The following is a 24,404-nucleotide window of genomic DNA, read 5'->3' as shown; positions in this document are numbered from 1 at the left end:
CCCCTGAGGGTCCTAGGCTGGGCGTCATGAACGCACCGATGCCTGACCCGGACTGTCTGTTCTGCAAGATCGTCGCCGGCGACATCCCGGCGGAGATCGTCCACGCCTCCGAGCACTCCGTCGCCTTCCGCGACCTCAACCCGCAGGCGCCGACGCACGTACTCGTCGTGCCGAAGGACCACTACGCCAACGCGGCCGAGGTCGCGCACTGGGCGCCGACGATGGCCGCGGACCTGATCACCACCGCCCGCGACGTCGCGGAGAAGGAAGGTCTCGAGACCGGCTACCGCCTGGTCTTCAACACCGGTGCGGACGCGGGCCAGACGGTCTTCCACGTGCACCTGCACCTGCTGGGCGGCCGCAACCTGCAGTGGCCCCCGGGCTGACTCCCACGCCCGGCCCCGCCAGCGCGGGTGACGCGGATAGACTTGCTGCACCCATGACAGAGAACCCGCGCACGCCCCCGCACGCAGCCGGCCCGATGCAGGAGCCCACTGCCAAGAACACCCGCCACACGGTGGTCGTCCCCCCGAGTGTCGACATGGTCAACGTGCTCGGCGCGGGAGACGAGTTCCTCGGGATCATGGAGGGCGAGTTCGACGCGGACATCCACGTCCGTGGCAACCAGTTCGTGCTCCACGGCGAGCCCTCGGAGATCGCCCTCATCGAGCGCTACCTGCAGGAGCTCGTGACGGTCATCCGCACCGGCCAGGGCGTCACCAACGAGACCGTCGAGCGGATCATCTCCATGCTCCGCGCGGAGACGAAGGAGAAGCCGGCCGACGTGCTCGGCCTCAACATCCTGAGCAACCGCGGCCGCACGATCCGCCCCAAGACGCTCAACCAGAGCCGCTACGTCGAGGCGATCGACAAGAACACGATCACCTTCGGCATCGGCCCTGCGGGCACCGGCAAGACCTACCTGGCGATGGCCAAGGCGGTCCAGGCGCTGCAGTCGAAGCAGGTCAACCGGATCATCCTGAGCCGCCCGGCGGTCGAGGCCGGCGAGCGCCTCGGCTTCCTGCCCGGCACGCTCACCGAGAAGATCGACCCCTACCTGCGTCCGCTCTACGACGCGCTGCACGACATGCTCGACCCCGAGCTGATCCCCAAGCTGATGGCGGCCGGCACGATCGAGGTCGCACCGCTGGCCTACCTGCGCGGCCGCTCCCTCAACGACTCCTTCATCATCCTCGACGAGGCGCAGAACACCACGCCCGAGCAGATGAAGATGTTCCTCACCCGCCTCGGCTTCGGCTCGAAGATCGTCGTCACCGGCGACATCACTCAGACCGACCTGCCGGGTGGCGTGCGCTCCGGTCTCCGCGTCGTCGAGGGCATCCTCGACGGCATCAAGGACATCTCGTTCAACCGGCTCACCAGCCACGACGTCGTACGCCACAAGCTGGTCGGCCACATCGTCGCGGCGTACGACGAGCACGACGCTGCCCTGGAAGCCGCTGCAGCTGCGGCGACCGCCCTCAAGTCCACCACCCAGAAGGAGAACCGTCGGTGACCATCGAGGTGCTCAACGAGTCGGGCCTGCCGCTGGACGTGCAGGCCACCTCGAGGCTTGCCCGGTTCGTGCTGGACCGGATGCGCGTCCACCCCCTCGCCGAGCTCTGCATCAAGGCCGTCGACGAGCCGACGATCGCCGAGCTCAACGAGAAGTGGATGGAGAAGGAGGGCCCGACCGACGTGCTCGCCTTCCCGATGGACGAGCTGCGCCCCGGCAAGGTCAACGAGGAGCCCGAGGAGGGCGTCCTGGGCGACCTCGTGCTCTGCCCGGTCGTCGCCGAGCGCCAGGCGACCGAGCGTCGCGACGCCGGTGACGCGGGCTACTCCACGGAGGCCGAGCTCCAGCTGCTGACGGTCCACGGCATCCTCCACCTGCTCGGCTACGACCACGCCGAGCCGGAGGAGCACCGGGTCATGTTCGGGTTGCAGGACCAGCTCCTCGCCGAGTTCCGCGCGGGCTGACCCGATGGAGCCTGCGGATCTCTGGCTGCTCGTCGCCGCGGTCGCGCTGACCGCGGTCGCCGGACTGCTGTCGGCCGTCGACGCGGCCCTCATCTCCTTCTCGCGCGCCCGTGCGGAGGAGATCGAGGACGAGGGGCGTGCCGGCGCGGGCACGCTGGTCCGCCTGCTCGAGGACCCACCGCGCTACCTCAACAGCGTCCTGCTGCTGCGCATCGCCGCCGAGGTCGCGGCGATCGTCATGGTCGCCCACCTCGCGCTCGACCACATCACCGTCTGGTGGCAGGCGACGCTGCTCGCGACCGCAGCGATGGTCGTGGTGTCGTACGTCGTCATCGGCGTCGCGCCGCGCACGCTCGGCCGCCAGCACTCGGAGCCGATCGCGCTGGCCGCGGCCCCCGTGCTCCTCACGCTGACGCCGCTGCTCGGCCCGCTCCCGCGGCTGCTGATCCTGCTCGGCAACGCGATCACGCCCGGCAAGGGTTTCCGCGAAGGCCCGTTCGCCAGCGAGACCGAGCTGCGTGAGCTGGTCGACCTGGCCAGCGCCTCGAGCGTGATCGAAGAGGGCGAGCGCCAGATGGTGCACAACGTCTTCGAGCTCGGCGACACCACCGTGCGCGAGGTGATGGTGCCGCGCAACGACGTCGTCTTCGTCGAGCGCCACAAGAACCTCCGCCAGACGATGTCGCTCTTCCTCCGCAGCGGCTACTCCCGCCTGCCGGTGATCGGCGAGAACCTCGACGACGTCGTCGGTCTGGCCTACCTCAAGGACGTCTCGCGACGCGTCTTCGACGACGCCGACTCCGAGACGACCCAGCGCATCGACACCCTGCTGCGGCCGGTGCACTGGGTGCCCGACAGCCTGCCCGCCGACGCGCTCCTGAAGGAGATGCAGGCCCGCCGCCAGCACATGGCGATCGTCGTCGACGAGTACGGCGGCACCGCAGGCATCGTCACCATCGAGGACGTCCTGGAGGAGATCGTCGGCGAGATCACCGACGAGTACGACGCCGCCGAGGTCGAGGTCGCGCACCTCGACGACGGCTCGGTGAAGGTCTCCTCGCGGTATCCCGTCGACGACCTGGACGAGCTCTTCCCGGACGTCGACATCTCCGACGATGACGTCGACTCGGTGGGTGGCCTGATGGCGAAGTTCATGGGCGTCGTACCGATCCCGGGGTCCGCAGTCGAGGTCGGTGGTCTGCGCTTCGAGGCAGTGGCGGCGAGCGGTCGCCGCAAGCGTGTCGACACCGTCGTGATCAGCCGCCTGGCCGATTCCGAGGGGACACCCGACGAGGACGCAGATCCCGGATCGGTAGCCTGACCCGCATGGCTGACCTGACCGCCGAGGACAACAAGCTCGTCGTGCTCGCCCGCGCGACGCGCGCCCGCACCCGTGCCGCCGAGGGAGCTGCCGTCCGCGACAGCGACGGCCGCACGTACGCCGCCGCCACGGTCGACCTGCCGAGCCTCCAGCTCAGCGCGGTACAGGTCTGCATCGGCATGGCGGTCGCCTCCGGTTCGCGGGGCCTCGAGGCGCTCGTGCTGCTCGGCGACGCCGAGGCGCTGACCGAGCCCGACGCGGCCGCGGTCGCCGACTTCGCCGGCGACACTGTCGTCATCCACCTCGCCGACCCGGCCGGCAAGCTCCGCTGACTTTCCGGCGAGTGACGCTCTCTGGAGTGCCGCGCTAGCGTCGGAATGTGTCCACTCCGGTCGGCTGGCAGCAGCACCGGGAGGGCGTGGCACGGCTGCTGACGTCGTACGCCGCGATCCCGCCCGGCGACACCGTCCGCCTGCGCAAGAAGACCTCCAACCTCTTCCGGCCGCGTGAGCAGGTCGCGACGGGGCTGGACGTGTCCGGCCTCGACGGCGTCATCGAGGTCGACGTGCGGGGACGCACGGCCGAGGTGCAGGGCATGTGCACCTACGAGCACCTCGTGGCGGCGACGCTGCCGCACGGCCTGGTGCCGTACGTCGTGCCGCAGCTCCGCACGATCACGCTCGGTGGCGCGGTGACCGGCCTCGGGATCGAGGCGACCAGCTTCCGGCTCGGCCTCCCGCACGAGAGCGTGCTGGCGATGGACGTCCTGACCGGTGGCGGCGAGATCGTCACGGTGATGCCGGGGGAGCCGCTGTTCGATGCGTTCCCCAACTCCTACGGCTCGCTCGGCTACGCCACCCGCCTGCGCATCGCGCTCGCGCCTGCCCCGGCGTACGCACGACTGCGGCACCTGCGGTTCTCCGACGTCGGCGTCCTCGAGAAGGCGATCGCCGAGGTCACCGAGACAGGGGAGTGGGACGGCGAGCAGGTGGACGCCATGGACGGTGTCGCCTTCGCGCCGGACGACCTCGTGCTGACGCTGGCGCACTGGACCGACGAGCCCGGCGACCAGTGGCCGTCTGACTACACCGGCGGCCACGTCTTCTACCGGTCGCTCCAGCAGCGCGAGACCGACGTCCTGACCATGCACGACTACCTGTGGCGCTGGGACACCGACTGGTTCTGGTGCAGCCAGGCGTTCGGGGCGCAGCATCCGGTGGTCCGGGCGGTCTGGCCGCGCCGGCTGCGGCGTTCGGACGTCTATCACCGGCTGCTCGGGCTCGACCAGCGCTTCGACATCTCGCGCCGCTTGGACCAGCGCGCCGGCCGGCCCGCTGCCGAGCGCGTCGTGCAGGACGTCGAGGTGCCGCTGGACCGGCTGGGCGAGTTCCTCACCTGGTTCGACGCGGAGGTGGGGATGCGCCCGCTCTGGCTCTGCCCGCTCCGGGTCAGCCGTGAGGCCGCCCCGGGCGCGAGGCCCTGGTCGTCGTACCCGCTCGAGGCAGGGACGACCTACGTCAACGTCGGCTTCTGGGGCACGGTGCGCGTCGGCGACGGTGCCGAGGACGGGCCGACCAACCGCGCGATCGAGGCGAAGGTGAGCGAGCTCGGCGGCCACAAGTCGCTCTACAGCGAGGCCTTCTACTCGCCGGAGGATTTCGACCGGCTCTACAACGGGGACAACCTCAGGGCCGTGAAGCAGCAGTACGACCCCGACGGGCGGCTGACGTCGCTCTACGACAAGGCAGTGCACAGGAGGTAGCCATGACCAGGATCGCCGAGGTGCTCGACGGATTCTTCGACGGCGGTCTGCCGGTCCGCCTGGCCGCGTACGACGGCAGCGAGGCCGGCGACACGTCGTGCCCGTACACGCTGGAGGTGACCTCGCCCCGTGGACTGGCGTACCTGCTGACGGCGCCGGGTGACCTCGGTCTGGCGCGGGCCTACGTGAGTGGAGACCTGGTCGTCCACGGCACGCACGCCGGCGATCCCCACCCGATGCTGTCGCTGATCGCGGGCAACACCGACGTCGCGCGACCCGGGCCGGTCGAGATCGTGAAGCTGATGGCCGAGCTGGGCGTGTCCCACTTCGTGCCGCCCAAGCCGCCCCCGGAGGAGCACCTGCCGGCCTGGCGGCACAAGCTCGAAGGGCTGCGCTGGTTCCTGCGGCACACGGAGGAGCGCGACGCCGACGCGATCCACCACCACTACGACGTCTCCAACCGGTTCTACGAGCTGGTGCTCGGGCCGTCGATGACCTACACCTGCGCGGTCTTCCCGGGGCCCGCCGCGACGCTCGAGGAGGCGCAGGAGGCGAAGTACGACCTGATCTGCCGCAAGCTCGACCTGCGTGCCGGGCAGCGGCTCCTCGACCTCGGCTGCGGCTGGGGCGGGATGGTCCGCTTCGCAGCCCGGGAGTACGGCGTCCACGCGCTCGGCGTCACGCTCTCGCGCGAGCAGGCGTCGTGGGCCCAGCGGGCGATCAAGGAGGAGCACCTCGACCGGTACGCCGAGGTGCGCCACCTCGACTACCGCCACGTCGAGGAGACCGGCTTCGACGCGATCAGCTCGATCGGCCTGACCGAGCACATCGGGCTGGCCAACTACCCGGCGTACTTCGGGTTCGTGGCTGACCGGCTCAAGCCCGACGGGCGCTTCCTCAACCACTGCATCACGCGTGCCGACAACCGGGGCAGCGGTCGGGCGGGGGCGTTCATCGACCGCTACGTCTTTCCTGACGGCGAGCTGATCGGCTCCGGCACGATCGTCACCGCCGTGGAGGACGCCGGCCTCGAGGTGCAGCACCACGAGAACATCCGGCGCCACTACGCGCTCACCCTGGCCGGCTGGAGCCGCAACCTCGTGGAGCACTGGGACGAGTGCGTCGCCGAGGTTGGCCTCGGCACGGCGCGGGTGTGGGGGCTCTACATGGCCGGGTCGCGGATCGGGTTCGAGCGCAACGAGATCCAGCTGCACCACGTCCTCGCCACGAAGACGGTCGACGGCCAGACCAGCTACCCGATGAGGCACGCATTCGGGGCGTGACCGCGCTCGCCGCTAGCCTTGGTCGGTGAGCACCCGAGCAGCGCAGTATCCCGCGACCGTCCTGAGGCGGGAGCAGCTCTCCGACCACTTCGTGCGGATCGTGCTCGGCGGCTCGGGCCTCGAGGGTTTCGAGAGCACCGGCATGCCGGACGAGTGGGTCGCTCTGACCGTGCCCGGCCAGTTCCAGACGCGCTACTACACCGTGCGTTCGTGGACGGCGGGCGAGCTCACCCTCGACATCGTGGTCCACGACCACGGCCTGGTGACCGAGTGGGCGGCCGGCGACTGCGTCGGTGACGTCGTCACCATCAGCGCCCCCAAGGGCAGCTTCGACATGCCGGACTCCGCGCAGTGGCTGCTGCTGGTCGGTGACCTGACCGCGCTGCCCGCGATCGCCCGCACCATCGAGACGGTCTCCGTGCCGGTGACCGCCTGGGTCGAGATCCCTGACGCGCCGCTCACCGACTACGTCGCTGCCGAGGCACTGACCTGGGTGCCGGTCCCGCACGACGCCGAGACCGCGACGGCGGCGATCGTCGAGGGCATCGAGTGGCCCGAAGGTGAGGGCTACTTCTGGATGGCGGGCGAGTCCGCGCAGATGCGGGCGATCCGCAAGCACCTGATGCGCGAGGTGAAGCTCCCCACGAGTGCCTACGACGTGATGGGCTACTGGCGCGGCGGTGGGCACCAGCGCCAGCCCCGCGCGATCGACCCCGGCCCGATCTGGCGTGAGGGCAAGGCGCAGGGCAAGACCGACGACGAGATCTGGGCGGCGTACGACGCAGCCCGCACCGCTGCTGAGGAGCAGGCATGAGCGAGCACGACCGCGACTTCGACATCAAGGGTGTCGCTCCGGCGGGCCCGATCCACGGCCAGCACGCGGAGGGCTACCGCAGCGGCTTCGCCTGCTTCGTCGGCCGCCCGAACGCCGGCAAGTCGACGCTGACCAACGCCCTGGTCGGCTCGAAGGTGGTCATCACCTCCAACAAGCCGCAGACCACCCGCACGGTCGTGAAGGGCATCGTGCACCGCGACGACGCCCAGCTGATCCTCGTTGACACCCCGGGTCTGCATCGCCCGCGCACGCTCCTCGGCGAGCGCCTCAACGACCTGGTCATGACGACCTGGTCCGAGGTCGACGTGGTCGCCGTCTGCTTCCCGGCCGACGAGAAGATCGGCCCCGGTGACACCTTCATCGTCAACGAGCTGGCCAAGGTCCGTCGCACGATCAAGATCGCGATCGCCACGAAGACCGACAAGGCCACGCCCGAGCAGCTCGCGGCGCACCTGCTCTCGATCGTCGAGCTGGGCGAGAAGACCGGCACCGAGTGGGCGGAGATCGTCCCGGTCTCCGCGGTCGGTGACAGCCAGGTCGACCTGCTCGCCGACCTGCTGATCGGCCTGATGCCGGAGGGCCCGCAGCTCTACCCGGACGGCGAGCTGACCGATGCCCCCGAGCAGGCGATCGCCGCGGAGCTGATCCGTGAGGCCGCGCTCGAGGGTGTGCACGACGAGCTGCCGCACTCGATCGCCGTCGTCATCGAGGAGATGAACCTCCGCGAGGGGCGCCCGGCCGACAAGCCGCTGCTCGACATCCACGCCAACCTGTACGTCGAGCGCGACAGCCAGAAGGGCATCATCATCGGCCACAAGGGCTCGCGCCTTCGCGAGGTCGGCACGCAGGCGCGCAAGGGCATCTCGGCGATGCTCGGCACCCCGGTCTACCTCGACCTGCACGTGAAGGTCGCCAAGGACTGGCAGCGCGACCCGCGTCAGCTCCGCAAGCTCGGCTTCTGACGCGCGGTCGTCCGTGTGAGCCCTACCTATGGCCAGGGCTCACACGGACGACCGTCACTGCTTGCCCGGGGCCCAGCAGAATCCGTAGTGCTGGCCGGCGTCCCACTGTGCCTTCATCGGGGGCGTCCAGCCCCAGGTGAAGCTGAGCTTGTCGCTCGCGTGCGCGCGGACCTTGTCCTCGCAGGCTGCCCCGGCGGCGTCGGCTGCCTTCGGGCCGGGGAAGGCACCCTTGGCGGCGGCCCGCACGTCGACCGTCGCCACGGCACGCCAGGCGTCGTCGGTCGAGCAGATCACCTGGTGCGCGTTGCGCGTGCCGGGCTTCGCGGTCGCGCAGCGTCCCCACCGAGCGCGGCCGTCGGCCTTGTCGAGGACCTTCTCCAGCTTGCCGCCGAGGCGCGCCAGCTTGCCGTCCGAGGCGAGCGCGATGACGTCGCAGCGCAGCCACGACTGGCCCGCGTCGGACTCCTTCAGTGTCGGGCCGAACCAGACCCGCGACAGCATGCTCAGCCGGCGTTCCTCGGTGCTGCCGCCGACGTACGACGCGAACCGCTGCGGGCAGGTCGTCGCCATCTGCTGGCGCACCTTCTCCGCGTCGATGGCGAGGAGGTGTCCGCCTGCGGTGAGGGTGTCGGCCTGGCCGACGTAGAAGGTGCGGACCGTGTGCGCCTGGCTGCAGTCGACGGGCTTGGCGTCGCTCGTGGCGGCGAGGGCCTCGGAGTACGTCAGGTTGTAGCAACCCCGCGCGGGCGGAGTGGGCGCGGCGCTCGCGGTCGGCGGCGGAGTGGGCGTGGCAGTGGGCGCGGCCTTCGGCGTCGCGTCGGAGCACGCGGTGGCGCCGAGCAGGAGGCCGGCGGCGAGGAGCAGGGGAGCGATGCGCATGGTGGTCCTCACGTGTCCGTCCGGGCCCAGCAGACCGACCGGCGGATGCCGGCCTCCCACTCGGCCTCGTGGAACCAGGTGTAGGCGTACTGGAAGTCGAGTGCGTAGTTGAGCCAGGCGCTGATCGAGCTGTGGCAGTACTCCCGGGTCTTGACCTCGATCGCGCGGTCGCCGGGATAGGCCTCATCGGGCTCGCCGACCTTGATGGTCGTGGCGGCGCGCCAGTTGTGCTTGTGCGTGCACGGGACCTTGGTGCTGGTGCCGATGGAGTTGCCGCGCGCGCAGATCATCCAGCGATCCGGAGGCTTCGAGCCACGGAGCAGGTTGCGGGTCGTCGGCGGCAGGTCCGGGAAGCGCGTCGTGGTCACCGCGTCGTTGGCCCCGACGAGGTCGCACCGGTACCACCGGGCGCCCTTCTTCCACGCCTTCTCGGACGGCTGGAACTCCGCCCAGCTCAGTACCGTCCGCATCGCCACCGACTCGTCGGCGCCGAGGTGCTTCGCGAACGCATCCGTGCAGGACCGGTAGATGTCGCGCGCCACCTCGCGACTGTCGTACGCCGCATCGGCGAGGTCGGCGGGCAGCTCGCCGACGGCGTACGTCTCGGCCGTGTGCGGCTTGCTGCAGCTGACCGTGCGGACCGCGTTGCTGGCGTGGTGGACGTCCGCCGGCTCGAGGACGCGGCAGGCTCCGTCGGCCGGGGCGGTGACCGCGTCGACCTGGTCCGGGTCGATGTTCGCCGGGAGTCCGTTGCCGCAGCCGCCGAGCGCGAGGAGCGCCGCAACCGAGAGCGCGAAGGCACCCGCCAGCGCACACACACGCAGCACGCTCTGCACCATCACCCGGCTCCCTTGCGAGGCGCTCAGGAGCCGTCGCTCACGAGCGCCGCGATCGTACCGCCCAGCTCGTAGGCCGCCTCGAGGTGCGCGTTGGTCACCTCGCCGAGGACGCCGAGGACGTCGTAGCCCTGCCGCCAGCCGAGCGCGCCGGTGATGCTGGTGACGCTACGGATGGCGCCGGTGAGGTCGTAGCGGCCGTGGAGGTAGAGGCCGAAGGGGCGCTTTGCCGTCACCCCGGTCGCCGGCGCTCCCTCCGTCGATCCGTCGTCGCCCAGCTGTCCGCCGATCTGCAGGAACGTCGAGTCGAAGAAGTGCTTCAGCGCACCGCTCATGTAGCCGAAGTTGGCGGTGGTGCCGAGCAGGTAGCCGTCCGCGGCGAGCACGTCGTCGGCGTTCGCCTCGAGGGCCGGCCGGACGACGACCTCGACGCCCTCGATGCTGTCGTCGTGAGCGCCCGCGACGACCGCGTCCGTGAGCGACTGCAGCGAGCGGGACGGGGAGTGGTGGACCACCAGAAGCCGGGCCATGCGGACGAATCTAGTGCCAGCATCTGCTCATGAGCACTGAGCAGCGCGCCCCGTCGTCGCACCCGGGTGTTGCGGGATATCTGGAGAAGCGCGCGTCGAGCGCGCAGCACCGCCTGGCGGACGCGATCACGGCGTTCGCCGGGTCGATGACGTTCGTCTACGTCCACGTCGTCGTGTTCGCCGTGTGGATGCTGCTGGGCGAGCGCAGCCCCTGGCCGACGCTCACCCTGGTCGTGTCGCTCGAGGCGATCTTCCTGTCGACCTTCGTGATGATCGGTCAGAACCGCCAGGCTGCGCTCGTGCAGGCGAAAGCCGACCACGACTTCGTGGAGCAGGAGCTCGAGCTGAAGACCAACACCGAGCTCACCCGGGCGATCCACGAGCACACGGCCGAGCTCCACCGGCGGCTGCTCGGCGGGCAGGGGTGACTGCTAGTCTTGAGGAGTCATGATGCGCCAGTTCCTTCTTCTTGGCTGCCGCAGCGAGGCCTGAGACTGTCGGCCTTCCTCGCTGCGGGGTGTTGTGTTGCGCGGCTGACGCTCCTTCACTGACTCAAGGCGAATTCCCATGACGAACATCAGCAACACCCAGAACCAGCAGAAGCCGTCGCCGATGCCGTACGGCCGCTACACGGCGTTCGAACCCGTGACCGTGCCGGACCGCACCTGGCCGGACGCGAAGATCACGCGCGCTCCGCGGTGGCTCTCCACCGACCTGCGTGACGGCAACCAGGCCCTGATCGACCCGATGGACCCGGCCCGCAAGCTCGAGATGTTCGAGCTGCTGGTGAAGATGGGCTACAAGGAGATCGAGGTCGGTTTCCCGTCGGCGTCGCAGACCGACTTCGACTTCGTGCGATCGCTGATCGAGGGCGACCGGATCCCCGACGACGTGCAGATCTCCGTGCTGACGCAGGCCCGCGAGGACCTGATCGAGCGCACCGTGCAGTCGCTCATCGGCGCGCCCCGCGCGAGCGTGCACATGTACAACGCGACCGCGCCGCTCTTCCGCCGCGTCGTCTTCGGCGTCACGCCGGAGGAGTGCATCGGCATTGCGACGCGTGGCACCGAGATGGTCATGAAGTACGCCGAGTCGCTGCTCGGCCCGATCGTCGGCACGCAGGACTTCGGCTACCAGTACAGCCCGGAGATCTTCACCCAGACGCCGACCGACTTCGCGCTCGAGGTGTGCGAGGCCGTGTCCGACGTGTGGCAGCCCGAGGCCGGTCGCGAGATCATCCTCAACCTGCCGGCGACCGTCGAGATGTCGACCCCCAACACGTACGCCGACCAGATCGAGTACTTCTCGCGTGGCCTGACGCGCCGCTCGGTCAGCGCGATCAGCCTGCACCCGCACAACGACCGCGGCACTGCCGTCGCGGCCACCGAGTTGGGCCTGATGGCCGGCGCCGACCGCGTCGAGGGCTGCCTCTTCGGCCATGGCGAGCGCACCGGCAACGTCGACCTGGTGACGCTGGGCATGAACCTCTTCTCGCAGGGCATCGACCCGCAGATCGACTTCGGTGACATCGACGAGGTGCGTCGCACGGTCGAGTACTGCACGAACCTGCCGGTCCACCCGCGTCACCCCTACGCCGGCGACCTCGTCTACACGGCGTTCTCCGGCTCGCACCAGGACGCGATCAAGAAGGGTCTGGAAGACCTGGAGCGGATCGCCCGTGAGCAGGGCAAGCCGGTCGGCGAGATCCCGTGGGAGGCGCCGTACCTGCCGATCGACCCGAAGGACGTCGGCCGCACGTACGAGGCGGTCATCCGGGTCAACAGCCAGTCCGGCAAGGGTGGCGTCGCCTACCTGCTGAAGGCCGAGCACAACCTCGACCTGCCGCGCCGCGCCCAGATCGAGTTCTCGCGGGTCATCCAGGAGCACACCGACGCCTCCGGGCACGAGATCTCTTCCGAGGACATCTGGAGCATCTTCTCGGCCGAGTACCTCGAGAAGGACGCTCCGCTGAAGCTCAACTCGGTCCACACCGAGAGCGCCGTGGGTGCCGCGGACGCGCTGCGTGTCGGCGTCTTCGTCGACGGTGAGCACAAGGAGCTGTCGGGTGCCGGCAACGGCCCGATCGCGGCGTTCGTCGACGCGATCAGCCAGGTCGGTTACGACGTACGCGTCCTCGACTACACCGAGCACGCCCTGTCTGCTGGCGGCGACGCGGTTGCTGCGGCGTACGTCGAGTGCGCGGTGGGTGACAAGGTCCTGTGGGGTGTCGGCATCGACGCAAACATCGTCACCGCCTCGCTGAAGGCCGTGCTGAGCGCGGTCAACCGCGCCTGATCAACTGACTCGTTCCGCTGCCGGCTCGTCCTCGTGGATGAGTCGGCAGCGGCGTTTCAGCGGCGCGGGCGGAGCAGCGCGCCCGTCGCGATCGCGGCGCCGATGATGATCCCGACCAGTGTGGCGAAACCGCCGAGCACCACGAGCGGATCGATGAGCTCCTCGTCATTCCAGCCGGTGGCGAGCACGTACGCCTGGGCGAGGGTCAGACCCAGGGCCGCGCCGAGAGCCGGCCCGGCGAGCGCGTGCCGCGACCACGCCAGCGATGCTGCGACGAGAGCTGCGACGACGCCGGCGAGGAGTCCCGCCGGGCGCCAGTTGGGGCCGATCAGGCCAGCGAAGCCAGCGGCAATGACCACGACCTCGGCAACGACGACGAGGCCCGCCTCAGCGGGCGACAGGCGGCTGGTCATGACTGACGGTAGCGCTCGCCGCCCGGGGATGTGCCGCGTTCGCAGGCACGTGCTCAGGGCATGATGCGGGGGTGGTCATGCTCCTTGCTGCCGCCGAGGCAGCGCTCCTCGCGCGGGCCCCGTTCACGTACGACGACGTCGGGGCCACGCGCGGCGCGCTGCCCGCTGGCTACCGGCAGCTCGAGCAGACACGGCGTCTGCGCGGTCGGACCTTCGCCGAGGCGGCCGAGCTGGTGCTGACCTGGCAGCTCCACGAACGCTCGGGGCTGCGCGTGGCAGCGGATGGCCCGAAGGTCGGCGACGGCGCGGTCGTCGTGCTCGGGTTCGGGGTCGGGCCGGCGCGGCTGCCGATCCCGTGCCGGGTCGCCTACGTCGTGGACGAGCCCGGGCGGGTCGGCTTCGCCTACGGCACCCTGCCCGGCCATCCCGAGGAGGGCGAGGAGCTCTTCCTCGTGGAGTCGCTGGCCGATGGAGGTGTGCAGCTCACCGTCCGGGTGTTCTCACGGCCGGCGACCCGGCTGGCGCGCATCGGCGGCCCGATGACGCGGGCGGTGCAGAACTGGATGACGCGCCGCTACCTGCGGGCTCTCGACGCCTGACGGGACCCGGCTGATCGCCACACCGCTGGCGTGGTCTCGGCGGGGAGTCGTATGTGTGCATCGACGCGCCGAGGAACACGTGCCCCCGGGCGTGTCGTCTCGCACGTGCGCCTCCGCGCAGGTCAGGCCTCCGCGCAGGTCAGGCCTCCGCGCAGGTCAGGCCTCCGCCCAGGTCAGGCCTTCGCGCGGATCGCGTCGCGGAGCTGGTCGGCCGAGTTGCGGATGACGTCACTGATCAGCTCGGTGGTGCGGGCGTCCTCGAGGGCGCCCTCGAGGATCCGGAGCACGGTGTCGGAGACCAGGCCGACGATCTCGTCGTGGAACGGCACGTACTTCAGCTTGCCGGCGGTGCGATCGGCCATCAGCAGGTCGTGCACCATCTGCTCGAGCTCGAGGCGGTTCTCGTCGAGAGCGGCACGGACGTTGGCGGCGTACGTGCCGGTGGCGATGACGTCGATGACCTCGTCGAGGACCGCGACGGTGATCGGGCGCTTGATCGCGTCGACGATCGGCGCGGAGAAGTGGTCGATGAGGAAGACCGTGACCGCATCACCGACGACGTTGTCGCCGGTGTCGATCGCGCGCGTCGTGCGCGCCAGGCCGATGACGGCCAGGGGGAGTCCCGCAAACCCTGCCCACGGCGTCATCAGCGGGACGAGCGCGATCAGCTCCCACCAGCCCGTCGCCCAGAAACGCGAGGTCCGGCCGTAGCGGAAGAGCCGCGACAGCAGGCGGAGCGCGAAGAGCCCGGAGATGGCCGCATCCACGCCGTACGCCGCGTGGCGCACCGACGCGGACTCGGGGCGCCAGAAGCCGAACCAGACGATCAGACCCAGCGAGACGACCGATGCCAGGGACATCACCCAGTCGCGGAGTCCGACCTTCCGGAGCTCTGCGGCGGCGTGCTGAGCCTCCGGCGCAAGCGCCGGCATCACCGCGTCGAAGAGAACATCCTGGGGGTGGTGGCGCGGCGTCATCAGGGGCGAGGTCACCACGGCACAATAGAACGCGTGCCCCTCTACCGCGCCGAGGCCGTCGTGCTCCGCACCCACAAGCTGGGTGAGGCCGACCGGATCATCACGCTGCTGACCCGTGACCAGGGTCGGGTGCGCGCGGTGGCCAAGGGCGTACGCCGCACGACCAGCCGGTGGGGGAGCAGGCTCGAGCCATTCAGCCACGTCGACCTGCAGCTCGCCGAGGGGCGCAACCTCGACACGATCACGCAGGCCGTGACGATCACGCCGTTCCCCGCGAACCTCGGGCTCGACTACGAGCGCTACACCGCCGGCACAGCGATGCTCGAGACGGCCGAGAGGCTGATCACCGAGGATCGCGAGCCGGCGCTGCAGCAGTTCCTGCTGCTCGTGGGTGCGCTGCGTGCGATGACCGGTCTCGACAACCCCGACGACCCCAAGCCGGCCGGGCAGGTGCTCGACTCCTACCTGCTCCGGAGCCTGGCGGTTGCCGGCTATGCGCCGAGCTTCGACGCGTGCGCACGCTGTGGGGAGATGGGCCCGCACCGCTGGTTCCACCCGGCGGCGGGTGGAGTCCTCTGCGTCAACGACAAGCTGCCGGGTTCGGCGAGTCCTGCGCCCGAGACGATCACGCTTCTCGGCGCGCTGCTCGCCGGTGACTGGGCCACGGTCAGCGCCAGCGAGCCACGGCACCGCCGTGAGGCGACCGGCCTCGTCGCGGCGTACCTGCAGTGGCACGTGGAGCGCGGCCTGCGCTCGCTCGCGTACGTCGAGCGCTGACCGCGGCGCCGCGGTCGGTCAGACCTCGGGCTCGCCGTCCGGCGCGGGCGCGGCGAGGTGGTGGTTGGTGATCTCGGCCGGGACGGCACCGTTGTCCCAGTGGTCGATGGTCTCGTTGAAGAGCGACAGCAGGCGGCCGAACTCGGCGACGTCAGCGGGCGACCACTCGGCGAGCAGCAGGTCGAGCGCCTGGCGGCGGAAGTCGCGCGCCTCCTTGATCGAGCGCTCGCCGAAGTCGGAGAGGCTGAGGAGGGTCGCGCGCCGGTCGCCCGGGTCGGTCTTCTTGGCGGCGAGACCGAGGCGCACGACAGCCTGCGCCTGACGCGTGACCGTCGACGGGTCCAGGTGGAACGCCGAGGCGATGGCGCCCAGGCGCTGCGGTCCCTCGTCGGCCAGGAGGCAGAGGATGCCGTAGCTGGAACGCTCGAGGGCGACTTCGCCACTGGCAGTGCTGACGTGGATCGCGTTGCTGCGGCGCATCACCTTGGTGAGCTGCTGCTCGATCACGTCGTTGGGGGTCTTCGGCTCCACGGGTCCTCTTTGCAGTGCGAAGGTCACGGTTTGGTCACAGTGTGCACGACCAAAGTTACTCGGGAATCAAATGATTCGCGTGTCGGATGGTGAAGATGGTCCGACCTCTAGGGTGTGGCCTGTGACCCGCCGTTTTGCCACGCCCCAGCCGCACGTCTCCGGGGTGAAGCCGCCGCCGATCCCGGCCGACCTGGTGCCCGAGCACGTGGCCATCGTGATGGACGGCAACGGCCGCTGGGCCAAGGAGCGCGGCCTGCCGCGCAACGCCGGCCACGCGCAGGGCGAGTTCGCGCTCTTCGACGTGATGGAGGGCGCGATCGAGCTCGGCATCAAGGCCGTCACGGTCTATGCGTTCTCGACGGAGAACTGGTCGCGCTCGCCCGACGAGGTGCGCTACCTCATGGGCTTCAACCGCGACGTCGTACGCCGGCGGCGCGACGAGATGAACGCCCTCGGCGTCCGCGTGCGCTGGGCCGGCCGCGCACCGCGCCTGTGGAAGTCCGTGCTCAAGGAGCTCCGCGTCGCCGAGGAGATGACGAAGGACAACGACGTCCTCACCCTCACGATGTGCATCAACTACGGCGGCCGTCCCGAGCTGGTCGACGCGACCAAGGCGATCGCGCGCCTGGCTGCTGCGGGCAAGATCAACCCCGAGAAGATCGACGAGAAGACGATCGCCCAGCACCTCTACGTGCCGGAGTTCCCCGACGCCGACCTGATCTGGCGTACGTCGGGGGAGCAGCGCCTCTCGAACTTCCTGACCTGGCAGTCGGCGTACTCGGAGTTCGTCTTCACCGACGTGCTCTGGCCCGATGTCGACCGGCGTCACCTGTGGGCCGCGTGCGACCAGTACGCGCGCCGCGACCGTCGTTACGGCGGAGCCCAGCCCAATGAGGTGGGGGCCAACGTGGTCGGCGAGGCGGTCGCCGAGTAGGCCTCAGACCGCGCAGGAGCGGCAGGTGCCGAAGAGCTCCAGCGTGTGCGCGATGTCGGCGTAGCCGTGCTCGGCGGCGATCGCGCGGGTCCACCGCTCGACCGCCGGGCCCTCCACCTCGACCGTGGCGCCGCACTGGCGGCAGACGAGGTGATGGTGGTGGGTCGCCGAGCAACGACGGTAGATCGCCTCACCCTCCTCGGTGCGGAGCATGTCGACCTCGCCGGAATCGCTGAGCAGCTGGAGGGTGCGGTAGACGGTCGCCAGCCCGACCTTCTCGCCGCGCTCGGTGAGCGAGCCGTGGATCTCCTGGGCGCTGCGGAAGTCGCCGAAGCTGGCCAGCGCCTCCGCGACGGCACGCCGCTGCTTCGTCGGCCGGACGGGGGGAGTCGTTGCCTCGCGCCCGTGCGCGTGGGGGGCGTCAGTGCTCGTCATAGTGCTCTCCGTGTGGTGCGTGCCGGTGCCCGTCGTGGATGTAGTCGACGTGGTCGCCATGCGGGACGGCCGGGTGGCCGCAGTCGTCGCCATGGGTGTGCGGATGCGCATCCGTGACGTCGTGGCCCAGCGGCTCCAGTGCGGCGAAGGGCTCGCGCAGACGCTGGCGGTGTCGCCGCCAGGCGCCGAGGGGCCACGAGACCACGAAGCAGGCGAGCGCGAGCATCACGATCGCCGGACCCGGCGCGACGTCAGCCGCGAACGAGAGCCATGCTGCGGCGACGAGGCCGCCGACAGAGGCCACCAGACCGAGGCCCATGGCGGCCGCGAGCGTCGTGCGGAAGGTGCGGGTCACCTGCTGCGCGGTCGCGACCGGCACCACCATGAGCGCCGACACCAGGAGCAGGCCGACCGTACGCATCGCGACCGTGACGGTCACGGCAGCCAGGACGGCGATCAGGACGTTGTAGAACCGGACCCGGATGCCGGCGACGCGCGCGAACTCGGCGTCCTGGGACACCGCGAAGAGCTGCGGCCCGAGCCCGAGGCAGGCGACGAGCACGGTGAGCGCCAGCGCCACGGTCACGACCACGTCGCTCGGCGCGATCGTGAGCAGCGATCCGAACAGGTACGACTGGAGGGTCTGGGCGCTCTGGCCCGCGATGCCGGTGATCATCACGCCGCCCGCGATGCCGCCGTAGAAGAGGAGGGCGAGGGCCAGGTCCCCATTGGTGTTGCCGCGCTCGCGGATCAGCTCGATGGCCACGGCGGCCAGCACGGCGACCACGACGGCGGACCAGGTCGGCGACGTGTGGGTCAGGAGACCGATCGCCACGCCCGTGACCGCGCAGTGACCGATGCCGTCACCCATCAGGGACAGGCGCTTCTGGACGAGGTAGGTCCCCACAGCCGGAGCCGCGAGGCCGGTGACGACGGCGGCGATCAGGGCACGGATCATGAACGGGTAGGTCAGGATCCCGAGGAGCTCGGTCATCGGCCCTCCTCCGGGCGGCTGTCGAGGGGAGAGGTGACCTGGGGTGCGTGCTGCCGCCGCGCCTGCAGGAGCTCGTGGCCATGGTGGTGTGTGTGCGGCTCGCCGCCGAGCGTCTCCGGGACTGCGTGGTCGCCGAGAGGCGGGCCGTCATAGGCCACGCGGCCGTCCCGCAAGACGATCGCGCGGTCGACGAGCGGGGCGAGCGGCCCCAGCTCGTGGGCGACGAGCACGATCGTCGCGCCCTTGTCCTTGAGCTGTCGCAGGGCCTCGGCCAGGGCGACCTGGTTGGCCAGGTCGACGCCAGCGGTCGGTTCGTCCAGGAAGAGGAGCTCGGGCTCTCCGGCGAGCGCGCGGGCAATGAGCACCCGTTGCTGCTGTCCGCCGGAGAGGGTCGCCACGCCGTCGCCAGCACGGTCCTCGAGGCCCACGATCTCGAGAGCGTTACGGATCGCGGCGCGGTCGATGCTCCGCAGGGGGCGCAGGAACGGCCGTCGCGTGAGGCGACCGGAGGACACCACCTCCCACACCGACGCAGGTACGCCGCCCGCGGCGCTCGGGCGCTGGGGTACGAAGCCCAGGCGTTGCCGGTCGCGGAACCGCCCCAGGGGCACACCGAAGAGGCGGACCTCGCCGGTGATGAGGGGCCGCAGGCCGGTCAGCGCCCGGACAAGCGTGGACTTGCCGGAGCCGTTGGCGCCCATCAGCGCGACGAACTCGCCGTCGCTGATCGCCACGTCGATCCCGCGCAGCACGGGCCGCCCGCCGATGCTGACGGAGAGTCCGCGGGCCTCGATGACGGTGCTCAACAGCCGTTGGCCTTCTGGAGGGCGGCGAGGTTCGAGCGCATGACAGAAAGGTAGTCGCCACCGTTCTTCTGCGCCTGCGCGGTCAGGCCTTCGAGGGGATCGAGCACCTCGCTCCGGATGCCCATGTCGCGCGCGAGCGACTCGGCCATCGCCTTGCTGACCAGGGTCTCGGAGAAGACGGTCGTGATCCCGTCCTTGCGGATCAGCTTCTGCAGCGCGGCCAGGTCGGCGGCAGTCGGCTCGGCTTCGGGGGAGAGGCCCGAGATCGGCTCGACCTTGATCCCGTAGCGACCGAGGTACTCGAAGGCGTCGTGGCTGACGACCACGGTGGTGCGCGCGCAGGTGCGGAGACCCTGGGCGTACGCCTTGTCGAGCGCGTCGAGGTCGCGGCGTACGCCTGCGGCACGCTTCCGGTAGTCGGCTGCGTGGTCGGGGTCGGAAGAGGCGAGCTCCGTCGCGATGGCGTCGGCGACCTTGGCGAGCTTCGTGGGGTCCTGCCAGAAGTGGGGGTCGAGGCTGCCCTCGTCCTCGCCGCTCGTGGTGCCGGCGAGCTCCGGGTGCGGAGTCACCGGCTGGAGCCCGGCGACGGCTGCCGCATCCACCTTCGCGCCCGAGCGGGTGTCGACGGCGGCGTCGACCGCCGCCTGGAAGCCCCGCTCGTAGACCAGGAGGTCGGCGTCGTTCACGTCGGCGACCTGGCGCACGGAGAGCTCCAGGTCGTGCGGCTCCTTGCCCGGCTGCGTCAGGTTCTCGACCGTCGTGCCCGGTCCGGCGACCCGCTCCGCGACGTACTGGAGGGGGTAGAACGCGGCCACGATCTTCGGGTCTCCGCCCGCGCTGGACGCGGGACCGCAGGCGGAGAGGCCGGCGGCAGCGACGATCGCGGCGGCGGCGAGGGGACGAAGTCGGAGCACGAAGGAGAACATGACAATCATTCTCAATCGATTGAGAATGATTGTCAACTGAGCGGAGTCGGGCGTTGCGCCTGATCTGTCATCCTTCCTCGCATGGGCGAAGGACACACGCACGGGCACTCCCACGGGCACTCCCACGATCCGGCCGTCTACGCCGGCGTCGTCACCGCTGCCGTTCCTCGTCGCGTCCTCCTGGTCAGTCTGATCCTCGCGGCGCTGGCCACGGTCGTCGGTCTGGTGCAGCTGTGGCCCGATGGCGACCGCCCGTACGCCCAGTACTCCGTCGCTGGTGCCACCTATCCGACCGCGACAGTGGTCCGCACCCATGTGCCGTGCCCCGTCGTCGACCCGAACGCCGACCCGTCGTCCATGCCGACGATGCCCGCCGGCTGTGACGGCCTGACCGTCCGCCTCGGCGACGGGACCACGATCGACGTACCCGGCGATCCGGGCGCGACCCGTTCCGGCCTGGCCGCGGGGGACAGGGTCACCCTCGCCCGTGTGCCAGGTGCCGAGGGAAAGCCGGTGTACTCGTACTTCGGCACCAAGCGCGAGATGCCCGTCGGCCTGCTGGCCGCCGGCTTCGCCCTGGTGGTGCTGCTGGTCGCGCGCAGGCGCGGACTGCTCGCGCTGCTCGGCCTGGGCATCGCCGGCGCCGTGACCTGGTTCTGGATGGTGCCTGCGCTGCTCGAGGGCCACGCACCCGTGCCGGTGGCGCTGACCGCCGCGGGCGCGATCATGTTCGTCGTCCTGTACGCCGCTCACGGCGTCTCGGTCCGCACGAGCACGGCGCTCGCCGGCACCCTCGTGGGGCTCGCGATCACCGCGGTGCTGGCCGGACAGGCCGTCGGTTTCACCCACCTCAGCGGGCTGGGCGCGGAAGCGGTCGATCCCGTGCGCACCTTCGCCGGCGACCTGGACTTCCGCGGCCTGATGGTGGCGGCGATCATCATCGCCGGTCTCGGCGTGCTCAACGACGTGACGATCACGCAGTCCTCGGCCGTGTGGGAGCTGCGGGCGGCCTCGGTCACGATGGGGCGCCGGGAGCTCTTCAACAGCGCGATGCGCATCGGTCGGGACCACATCGCCTCGGCGATCTACACGATCGTCTTCGTGTACGCCGGCACGGCGCTGACCACCCTGCTCTTCGTCGCTCTCTACGACCGTTCACTCGCGGACATGTTGCTCACCGAGCAGTTCGGCGAGGAGTGCGTCATGACCCTGGCGTCCAGCATCGGCCTGGTGCTGGCCATGCCGGCGACGACCGTGATCGCGGCCCTGACCGTGAGCGCGCCGCGTACCCACGCCCGGAGGCGCGCAGCCTGGTAGGCGCGCGTCGTCGGGATGCTCAGCCGGCCAGAAGCCCCTGGAGCTGGCGCGCCACGCGGTCGAGGGGCTCCGTGCTCCGCTGGGCCCGGGCAACGATGAGTGCGCCCTCGATGGCGGCAACGGCCAGGCCGGCGCGGTCGGCGGCGGCGTCCGGTGCCAGGCCGCGCGCGATGAGCGCCGCTGCGACCTGGTCCTGCCAGCGGGTGAACGCCCGACCGGCCCGGTCCCGTGCCGCAGCGGTCTCGTCCGAGGAGACGGCGGCCGCGGCCACCGGGCAGCCGTCGACGAAGTCCTGCCGGGTCAGGGCCTGCTTCCAGTAGTCGACGAACTTCGTGATGGCGGCAGCGGGCTCGCCGTTCGCCAGGAGGTCGGTCAGGAGGCCCTCGATGAAGCTCCCGGCCATGCCGGTGGCGGCCTCCGCCAGCTCGGCCTTCCCGCCGGGGAAGTGGTGGTAGATCGAGCCGCGTGGAGCCCTGGCGTGATCGACGACGTCGCGCAACGATGTCGCCGCCACCCCGCGCTCGCGAAACAGCGCCGCTGCACTCGTGATCATCGCGTCGCGCGTGCTCATCCGACCGGCTCCAGGCGAGCGGGGACGTACTTGTGCCACGGGGTCCCGGCGAGGAAGTCCTTGTGGTGCAGGGAAGTGAGCTCGTTGGGCGCCACGCCGGGCGTGCCGTCGGCGTGCTGGACGCCGAGCCCGTTGGGCAGCGAGATGTGGCCCGCCTGCATCTGGTCGGTCACCTCGACAACGGCCACGGCGGCGCCCTTCTCGGTGACGATCCGCAGCGAGTCGCCGGTCTCCACGCCGTACGTCGCGGCGTCCTCGGTGCCGATGCGGAGCGCCCCCTGGGCATCGCGACGACGCCAGGAAGGATCGCGGATGATCGTGTTGGCGGTGAACGCGCGGCGTTCGCCGGCCGAGAGCACCATCGGGAACTCGTCGGTGGTCCACGAGCTCTCTGCGCTCTTCAGCGCCCGCAGGTGCTCGAGGAGCTCGGGGACCTCGAGGGTGAAGCGCTGATCGGGCCGACGCGTGTAGCTCCACGCGTCGCCGTAGTCGTCGACGGTGAAGGCGACGGCCTCGCCGGTCAGGATCCGCTCGAAGAGCGCGTTGCCGGGCGCGAAGCCCTCACCGGTGAAGCCTGCCCGCGCCGTCGACGCGGGGTTGGCCATCGTGCAGAGCTGGCTCACGCCCCACAGTGACGCCGTGCCGCGCGCGCCCTCGGGAAGGACCTCGCCGAGGGTCTCGTGCAGCACGTAGCCGGCCAGGCCCATCAGCTTCGGGTTGACCGCGACAGCGGCGAAGAAGGCGATCGCGAACTGGGTGCGCCCCTTGTGCGCGGCGCGACGCAGGGGAGCGAGCACCGACTCGTCGACCGCGCCGAGCTCGCGCAGCAGGCGCGCGTAGATCTCCGGCTCCGGCAGCGTGCCGGTGAGTGGCTCCATGCTCGGGCGCCGGAGGTGGAAGACGTTCTTGGGGAAGTCGACGTTGAAGAACGTGCACTCCCACTTCTCGAACTGGCTCGCGGCGGGCAGCACGTAGTCGGCCAGCCGTGCGGTCTCGGTCATCGCGATGTCGATGACGACGCTCAGGTCGACCGCACGCATCGCCTGCCGGAACGACTCCGAGTCGGCCAGCGAGTGCGCGGGATTGGTGCTGTCGAGCCACAGGGCGCGGAACCGGTCGGGGTGGTCGCCCAGGCACTCGTCTGCGATCGAGTTGCAGGGCACCAGTCCGGCCACGATGCGCGCGCCGGTGACCGGCGTACGACGATCGGCGGCGGGGGAGCGCGGCGGACCCGCCTTCGGCGCCGGGCCGTTGGCGACGGCCGCGACCGGACCGCGCAGGCGGCTGGCGAGGGGCGTCGCGACCGCGTCCGGCAGGAACGCCGGCACCCGGATCGCCGCGGCGCCCACGCCGTCGACTGCCGCCGTCTGGAGACCCGCGAGCCCGCGCTGGATTGGCGACTTCGGTCGCCGGCTGCCGCCGCCGCTGCCGGGTGCTGCGCCGGCGATCGGGGCGAAGGTCGAGTGCAGGAACATCCCGCCCCGCTTGGCGAAGTTGCCGGTCAGGATCCAGAGCATCTTCTGCATGTAGGAGTTGAGCGTGCTGTGCGGCGCCTGCTGGATGCCGAGGTCCTCGTACGTGCACGCGCTCTCGGCGGCGGCGATGCGTCGTGCCGCGGTCCGGATCAGCTCTTCCGGTACGCCGCAGCGCGCGGCGTAGTCGGTGATGTCGACGTCCGCGAAGGCCGCCAGCACCGGCAGTGCGCCGGTCGTGTGGTGGTCGATGAAGTCGTGGTCGACCAGGTCCTCCTGGACCAGGACGCCGACCATCGCGGCGATGCACCAGGCGTCGGTGCCCGGCTTCACCTGGAGGTGGATGTCCGCCATCGCGGCGGTCTCGCTGCGCCGCGGGTCGAGCACGATCATGCAACGGCCGGGGTCGGCGGCCATCTCCTTGAGGACCGGCCGGGTCCGCGGGAACGAGTGGGACTGCCAGGGGTTCTTGCCGATGAACACCACGACTTCGGCGTGCTCGAAGTCGCCCTTGGTGTGGCCGCCGTAGAGCCGGCCGTCGACGTACATCTCGCCGGTCTTCTCCTGGGCGAGCGCATTCGACTTGTACTTCGCGCCGAGCGCGGCCTGCAGCGACTGGCCGTACGTCGCGCCCAGGTGGTTGCCCTGGCCGCCACCGCCGTAGAAGAAGATCTTGTCGCCGCCGTGCTCGTCACGGATCGCCGCGAGTCGACCGGCGATCTCGGTGATCGCGGTGTCCCAGTCGATCTCCTCGTAGGTGCCGTCCGGACGCCGGCGCAGGGGAGAGGTGAGTCGCTCCGTGCCGTTCTGGTAGCGGTCGAGGCGCAGCGGCTTCTCGCAGGTGTAGCCCTCGGAGCCGGGATGCGACTTGTCGCCGCGGATCTTGATCAGCGCGCGGTCCTCGACCTGCACCTCGATGCCGCAGTTGCACTCACACAGGATGCAGGCGGACTTCTGCCACTCGGTCAC

The 24,404-nt window shown here is 70.5% G+C and carries 27 protein-coding genes; 15 read left to right on the top strand and 12 right to left on the bottom strand.

The genetic code is table 11. The features are described 5' to 3' along the window. Positions 1-26: 26 nt before the first annotated feature. The 9 genes from EPD65_RS08720 (at position 27) to era (ending at position 8,143) form a co-directional block, all read left to right on the top strand. The gene (locus tag EPD65_RS08720) at positions 27-386 is read left to right on the top strand and encodes a histidine triad nucleotide-binding protein (RefSeq protein ID WP_243640512.1); all 360 of its coding nucleotides are present in this window, start codon (positions 27-29) and stop codon (positions 384-386) included. 95 nt (positions 387-481) lie between these two features. After that, positions 482-1,516, top strand: a complete 1,035-nt coding sequence (locus EPD65_RS08715) for a PhoH family protein (protein ID WP_131583281.1) — start codon at positions 482-484, stop codon at positions 1,514-1,516. Then, positions 1,513-1,980, top strand: coding sequence for an rRNA maturation RNase YbeY (gene ybeY / locus EPD65_RS08710; RefSeq protein ID WP_131583208.1), 468 nt, complete (start codon positions 1,513-1,515; stop codon positions 1,978-1,980). The genes EPD65_RS08715 and ybeY overlap by 4 nt, the downstream gene beginning before the upstream one ends. Before the next feature lie 4 nt (positions 1,981-1,984). After that, the gene (locus EPD65_RS08705) at positions 1,985-3,301 is read left to right on the top strand and encodes a hemolysin family protein (RefSeq protein ID WP_131583206.1); all 1,317 of its coding nucleotides are present in this window, start codon (positions 1,985-1,987) and stop codon (positions 3,299-3,301) included. Positions 3,302-3,306: 5 nt separating this feature from the next. Further along, positions 3,307-3,633 carry a cytidine/deoxycytidylate deaminase family protein gene (locus EPD65_RS08700; protein WP_131583204.1) on the top strand — a complete coding sequence of 109 codons (327 nt, stop codon included), beginning with the start codon at positions 3,307-3,309 and terminating at the stop codon, positions 3,631-3,633. A 47-nt stretch (positions 3,634-3,680) separates the two neighbouring features. Further along, positions 3,681-5,063 (top strand): FAD-binding oxidoreductase, encoded by a 1,383-nt coding sequence (locus tag EPD65_RS08695; protein WP_131583202.1) that lies wholly within the window; start codon positions 3,681-3,683, stop codon positions 5,061-5,063. Between the two features lie 2 nt (positions 5,064-5,065). Beyond that, on the top strand, positions 5,066-6,346 hold the full coding sequence (locus EPD65_RS08690; protein ID WP_131583200.1) for an SAM-dependent methyltransferase: 1,281 nt from the start codon (positions 5,066-5,068) through the stop codon (positions 6,344-6,346). Between the two features lie 25 nt (positions 6,347-6,371). Then, on the top strand, positions 6,372-7,160 hold the full coding sequence (locus EPD65_RS08685; protein ID WP_131583198.1) for a siderophore-interacting protein: 789 nt from the start codon (positions 6,372-6,374) through the stop codon (positions 7,158-7,160). Continuing rightward, the gene (gene era / locus EPD65_RS08680; RefSeq protein WP_131583196.1) at positions 7,157-8,143 is read left to right on the top strand and encodes a GTPase Era; all 987 of its coding nucleotides are present in this window, start codon (positions 7,157-7,159) and stop codon (positions 8,141-8,143) included. The genes EPD65_RS08685 and era overlap by 4 nt, the downstream gene beginning before the upstream one ends. Before the next feature lie 54 nt (positions 8,144-8,197). On the opposite strand, the gene EPD65_RS08675 is transcribed toward era, so the two are convergent. The 3 genes from EPD65_RS08675 to EPD65_RS08665 are packed head-to-tail and all read right to left on the bottom strand — an operon-like array spanning position 8,198 to position 10,388. Further along, a complete protein-coding gene (locus EPD65_RS08675; protein WP_131583195.1) occupies positions 8,198-9,022 on the bottom strand; it encodes a septum formation family protein in 825 nt (274 codons plus the stop codon). 8 nt (positions 9,023-9,030) lie between these two features. Further along, positions 9,031-9,861, bottom strand: coding sequence for a septum formation family protein (locus EPD65_RS08670; RefSeq protein ID WP_131583193.1), 831 nt, complete (start codon positions 9,859-9,861; stop codon positions 9,031-9,033). A gap of 23 nt (positions 9,862-9,884) precedes the next feature. Beyond that, positions 9,885-10,388, bottom strand: coding sequence for a flavodoxin family protein (locus tag EPD65_RS08665; RefSeq protein ID WP_131583191.1), 504 nt, complete (start codon positions 10,386-10,388; stop codon positions 9,885-9,887). A gap of 29 nt (positions 10,389-10,417) precedes the next feature. Between EPD65_RS08665 and EPD65_RS08660 the strand changes: the two genes are divergently transcribed. Then, on the top strand, positions 10,418-10,816 hold the full coding sequence (locus EPD65_RS08660; RefSeq protein ID WP_131583189.1) for a DUF1003 domain-containing protein: 399 nt from the start codon (positions 10,418-10,420) through the stop codon (positions 10,814-10,816). Between the two features lie 139 nt (positions 10,817-10,955). Further along, on the top strand, positions 10,956-12,683 hold the full coding sequence (gene leuA / locus EPD65_RS08655; RefSeq protein ID WP_131583187.1) for a 2-isopropylmalate synthase: 1,728 nt from the start codon (positions 10,956-10,958) through the stop codon (positions 12,681-12,683). 56 nt (positions 12,684-12,739) lie between these two features. Here leuA and EPD65_RS08650 read toward each other — a convergent pair whose 3' ends face one another. Continuing rightward, positions 12,740-13,096, bottom strand: coding sequence for a hypothetical protein (locus EPD65_RS08650; protein WP_131583185.1), 357 nt, complete (start codon positions 13,094-13,096; stop codon positions 12,740-12,742). A gap of 77 nt (positions 13,097-13,173) precedes the next feature. Here EPD65_RS08650 and EPD65_RS08645 point away from each other — a divergent pair, with 77 nt between their 5' ends. Then, positions 13,174-13,695 carry a DUF1990 family protein gene (locus EPD65_RS08645; RefSeq protein ID WP_131583183.1) on the top strand — a complete coding sequence of 174 codons (522 nt, stop codon included), beginning with the start codon at positions 13,174-13,176 and terminating at the stop codon, positions 13,693-13,695. 173 nt (positions 13,696-13,868) lie between these two features. Here EPD65_RS08645 and EPD65_RS08640 read toward each other — a convergent pair whose 3' ends face one another. Next, positions 13,869-14,687 (bottom strand): ion transporter, encoded by an 819-nt coding sequence (locus EPD65_RS08640; protein ID WP_131583181.1) that lies wholly within the window; start codon positions 14,685-14,687, stop codon positions 13,869-13,871. 18 nt (positions 14,688-14,705) lie between these two features. On the opposite strand from EPD65_RS08640, the gene recO reads away from it, so the two are divergent. Continuing rightward, positions 14,706-15,449 carry a DNA repair protein RecO gene (recO, locus tag EPD65_RS08635; protein WP_131583179.1) on the top strand — a complete coding sequence of 248 codons (744 nt, stop codon included), beginning with the start codon at positions 14,706-14,708 and terminating at the stop codon, positions 15,447-15,449. 18 nt (positions 15,450-15,467) lie between these two features. Here the strand turns inward: recO and EPD65_RS08630 are convergent, their stop codons facing one another. Next, entirely contained in the window at positions 15,468-15,980 is a 513-nt protein-coding gene (locus tag EPD65_RS08630; protein WP_131583177.1) for a MarR family winged helix-turn-helix transcriptional regulator, read from the bottom strand. A 121-nt stretch (positions 15,981-16,101) separates the two neighbouring features. Between EPD65_RS08630 and EPD65_RS08625 the strand changes: the two genes are divergently transcribed. After that, positions 16,102-16,914, top strand: coding sequence for an isoprenyl transferase (locus tag EPD65_RS08625; protein ID WP_243640511.1), 813 nt, complete (start codon positions 16,102-16,104; stop codon positions 16,912-16,914). A gap of 3 nt (positions 16,915-16,917) precedes the next feature. On the opposite strand, the gene EPD65_RS08620 is transcribed toward EPD65_RS08625, so the two are convergent. Genes EPD65_RS08620 through EPD65_RS08605 form a run of 4 tightly spaced genes read right to left on the bottom strand, consistent with a single transcriptional unit; the run spans position 16,918 to position 20,075 of the window. Beyond that, positions 16,918-17,349, bottom strand: coding sequence for a Fur family transcriptional regulator (locus EPD65_RS08620; protein ID WP_131583173.1), 432 nt, complete (start codon positions 17,347-17,349; stop codon positions 16,918-16,920). Beyond that, the gene (locus EPD65_RS08615; RefSeq protein ID WP_131583171.1) at positions 17,336-18,343 is read right to left on the bottom strand and encodes a metal ABC transporter permease; all 1,008 of its coding nucleotides are present in this window, start codon (positions 18,341-18,343) and stop codon (positions 17,336-17,338) included. The genes EPD65_RS08620 and EPD65_RS08615 overlap by 14 nt, the downstream gene beginning before the upstream one ends. Further along, positions 18,340-19,149 (bottom strand): metal ABC transporter ATP-binding protein, encoded by an 810-nt coding sequence (locus tag EPD65_RS08610; protein ID WP_243640510.1) that lies wholly within the window; start codon positions 19,147-19,149, stop codon positions 18,340-18,342. Before EPD65_RS08610 ends, EPD65_RS08615 begins: the two co-directional genes overlap by 4 nt. After that, positions 19,146-20,075 carry a metal ABC transporter substrate-binding protein gene (locus EPD65_RS08605; protein ID WP_131583167.1) on the bottom strand — a complete coding sequence of 310 codons (930 nt, stop codon included), beginning with the start codon at positions 20,073-20,075 and terminating at the stop codon, positions 19,146-19,148. The genes EPD65_RS08610 and EPD65_RS08605 overlap by 4 nt, the downstream gene beginning before the upstream one ends. 81 nt (positions 20,076-20,156) lie before the next feature. Between EPD65_RS08605 and EPD65_RS08600 the strand changes: the two genes are divergently transcribed. Beyond that, positions 20,157-21,392, top strand: coding sequence for a YibE/F family protein (locus EPD65_RS08600; RefSeq protein ID WP_131583165.1), 1,236 nt, complete (start codon positions 20,157-20,159; stop codon positions 21,390-21,392). Positions 21,393-21,411: 19 nt separating this feature from the next. Here the strand turns inward: EPD65_RS08600 and EPD65_RS08595 are convergent, their stop codons facing one another. Continuing rightward, positions 21,412-21,963, bottom strand: coding sequence for a TetR/AcrR family transcriptional regulator (locus tag EPD65_RS08595; protein WP_207891475.1), 552 nt, complete (start codon positions 21,961-21,963; stop codon positions 21,412-21,414). Next, positions 21,960-24,404, bottom strand: a complete 2,445-nt coding sequence (locus tag EPD65_RS08590; protein WP_131583163.1) for a molybdopterin-dependent oxidoreductase — start codon at positions 24,402-24,404, stop codon at positions 21,960-21,962. Before EPD65_RS08590 ends, EPD65_RS08595 begins: the two co-directional genes overlap by 4 nt.

The sequence above is a fragment of the Nocardioides jejuensis genome, assembly GCF_004337475.1.
In the GTDB taxonomy this organism is placed as follows: domain Bacteria; phylum Actinomycetota; class Actinomycetes; order Propionibacteriales; family Nocardioidaceae; genus Nocardioides; species Nocardioides jejuensis.
Note: the sequence above shows the minus strand (reverse complement) of the source record. Positions and strands in the feature narration are given on the sequence as shown.

What these genes read in the sequence shown, in the direction of transcription:
- EPD65_RS08720 (WP_243640512.1), top strand. Translation starts at nt 27, where the DNA reads ATGAACGCACCGATGCCTGACCCGGACTGTCTGTTCTGCAAGATCGTC.
- EPD65_RS08715 (WP_131583281.1), top strand. Translation starts at nt 482, where the DNA reads ATGCAGGAGCCCACTGCCAAGAACACCCGCCACACGGTGGTCGTCCCC.
- EPD65_RS08705 (WP_131583206.1), top strand. Translation starts at nt 1,985, where the DNA reads ATGGAGCCTGCGGATCTCTGGCTGCTCGTCGCCGCGGTCGCGCTGACC.
- EPD65_RS08700 (WP_131583204.1), top strand. Translation starts at nt 3,307, where the DNA reads ATGGCTGACCTGACCGCCGAGGACAACAAGCTCGTCGTGCTCGCCCGC.
- EPD65_RS08690 (WP_131583200.1), top strand. Translation starts at nt 5,066, where the DNA reads ATGACCAGGATCGCCGAGGTGCTCGACGGATTCTTCGACGGCGGTCTG.
- era (WP_131583196.1), top strand. Translation starts at nt 7,157, where the DNA reads ATGAGCGAGCACGACCGCGACTTCGACATCAAGGGTGTCGCTCCGGCG.
- EPD65_RS08675 (WP_131583195.1), bottom strand. Translation starts at nt 9,022, where the DNA reads ATGCGCATCGCTCCCCTGCTCCTCGCCGCCGGCCTCCTGCTCGGCGCC.
- EPD65_RS08670 (WP_131583193.1), bottom strand. Translation starts at nt 9,861, where the DNA reads ATGGTGCAGAGCGTGCTGCGTGTGTGTGCGCTGGCGGGTGCCTTCGCG.
- EPD65_RS08665 (WP_131583191.1), bottom strand. Translation starts at nt 10,388, where the DNA reads ATGGCCCGGCTTCTGGTGGTCCACCACTCCCCGTCCCGCTCGCTGCAG.
- EPD65_RS08660 (WP_131583189.1), top strand. Translation starts at nt 10,418, where the DNA reads ATGAGCACTGAGCAGCGCGCCCCGTCGTCGCACCCGGGTGTTGCGGGA.
- leuA (WP_131583187.1), top strand. Translation starts at nt 10,956, where the DNA reads ATGACGAACATCAGCAACACCCAGAACCAGCAGAAGCCGTCGCCGATG.
- EPD65_RS08650 (WP_131583185.1), bottom strand. Translation starts at nt 13,096, where the DNA reads ATGACCAGCCGCCTGTCGCCCGCTGAGGCGGGCCTCGTCGTCGTTGCC.
- EPD65_RS08645 (WP_131583183.1), top strand. Translation starts at nt 13,174, where the DNA reads ATGCTCCTTGCTGCCGCCGAGGCAGCGCTCCTCGCGCGGGCCCCGTTC.
- EPD65_RS08620 (WP_131583173.1), bottom strand. Translation starts at nt 17,349, where the DNA reads ATGACGAGCACTGACGCCCCCCACGCGCACGGGCGCGAGGCAACGACT.
- EPD65_RS08615 (WP_131583171.1), bottom strand. Translation starts at nt 18,343, where the DNA reads ATGACCGAGCTCCTCGGGATCCTGACCTACCCGTTCATGATCCGTGCC.
- EPD65_RS08605 (WP_131583167.1), bottom strand. Translation starts at nt 20,075, where the DNA reads ATGTTCTCCTTCGTGCTCCGACTTCGTCCCCTCGCCGCCGCCGCGATC.
- EPD65_RS08600 (WP_131583165.1), top strand. Translation starts at nt 20,157, where the DNA reads ATGGGCGAAGGACACACGCACGGGCACTCCCACGGGCACTCCCACGAT.
- EPD65_RS08595 (WP_207891475.1), bottom strand. Translation starts at nt 21,963, where the DNA reads ATGAGCACGCGCGACGCGATGATCACGAGTGCAGCGGCGCTGTTTCGC.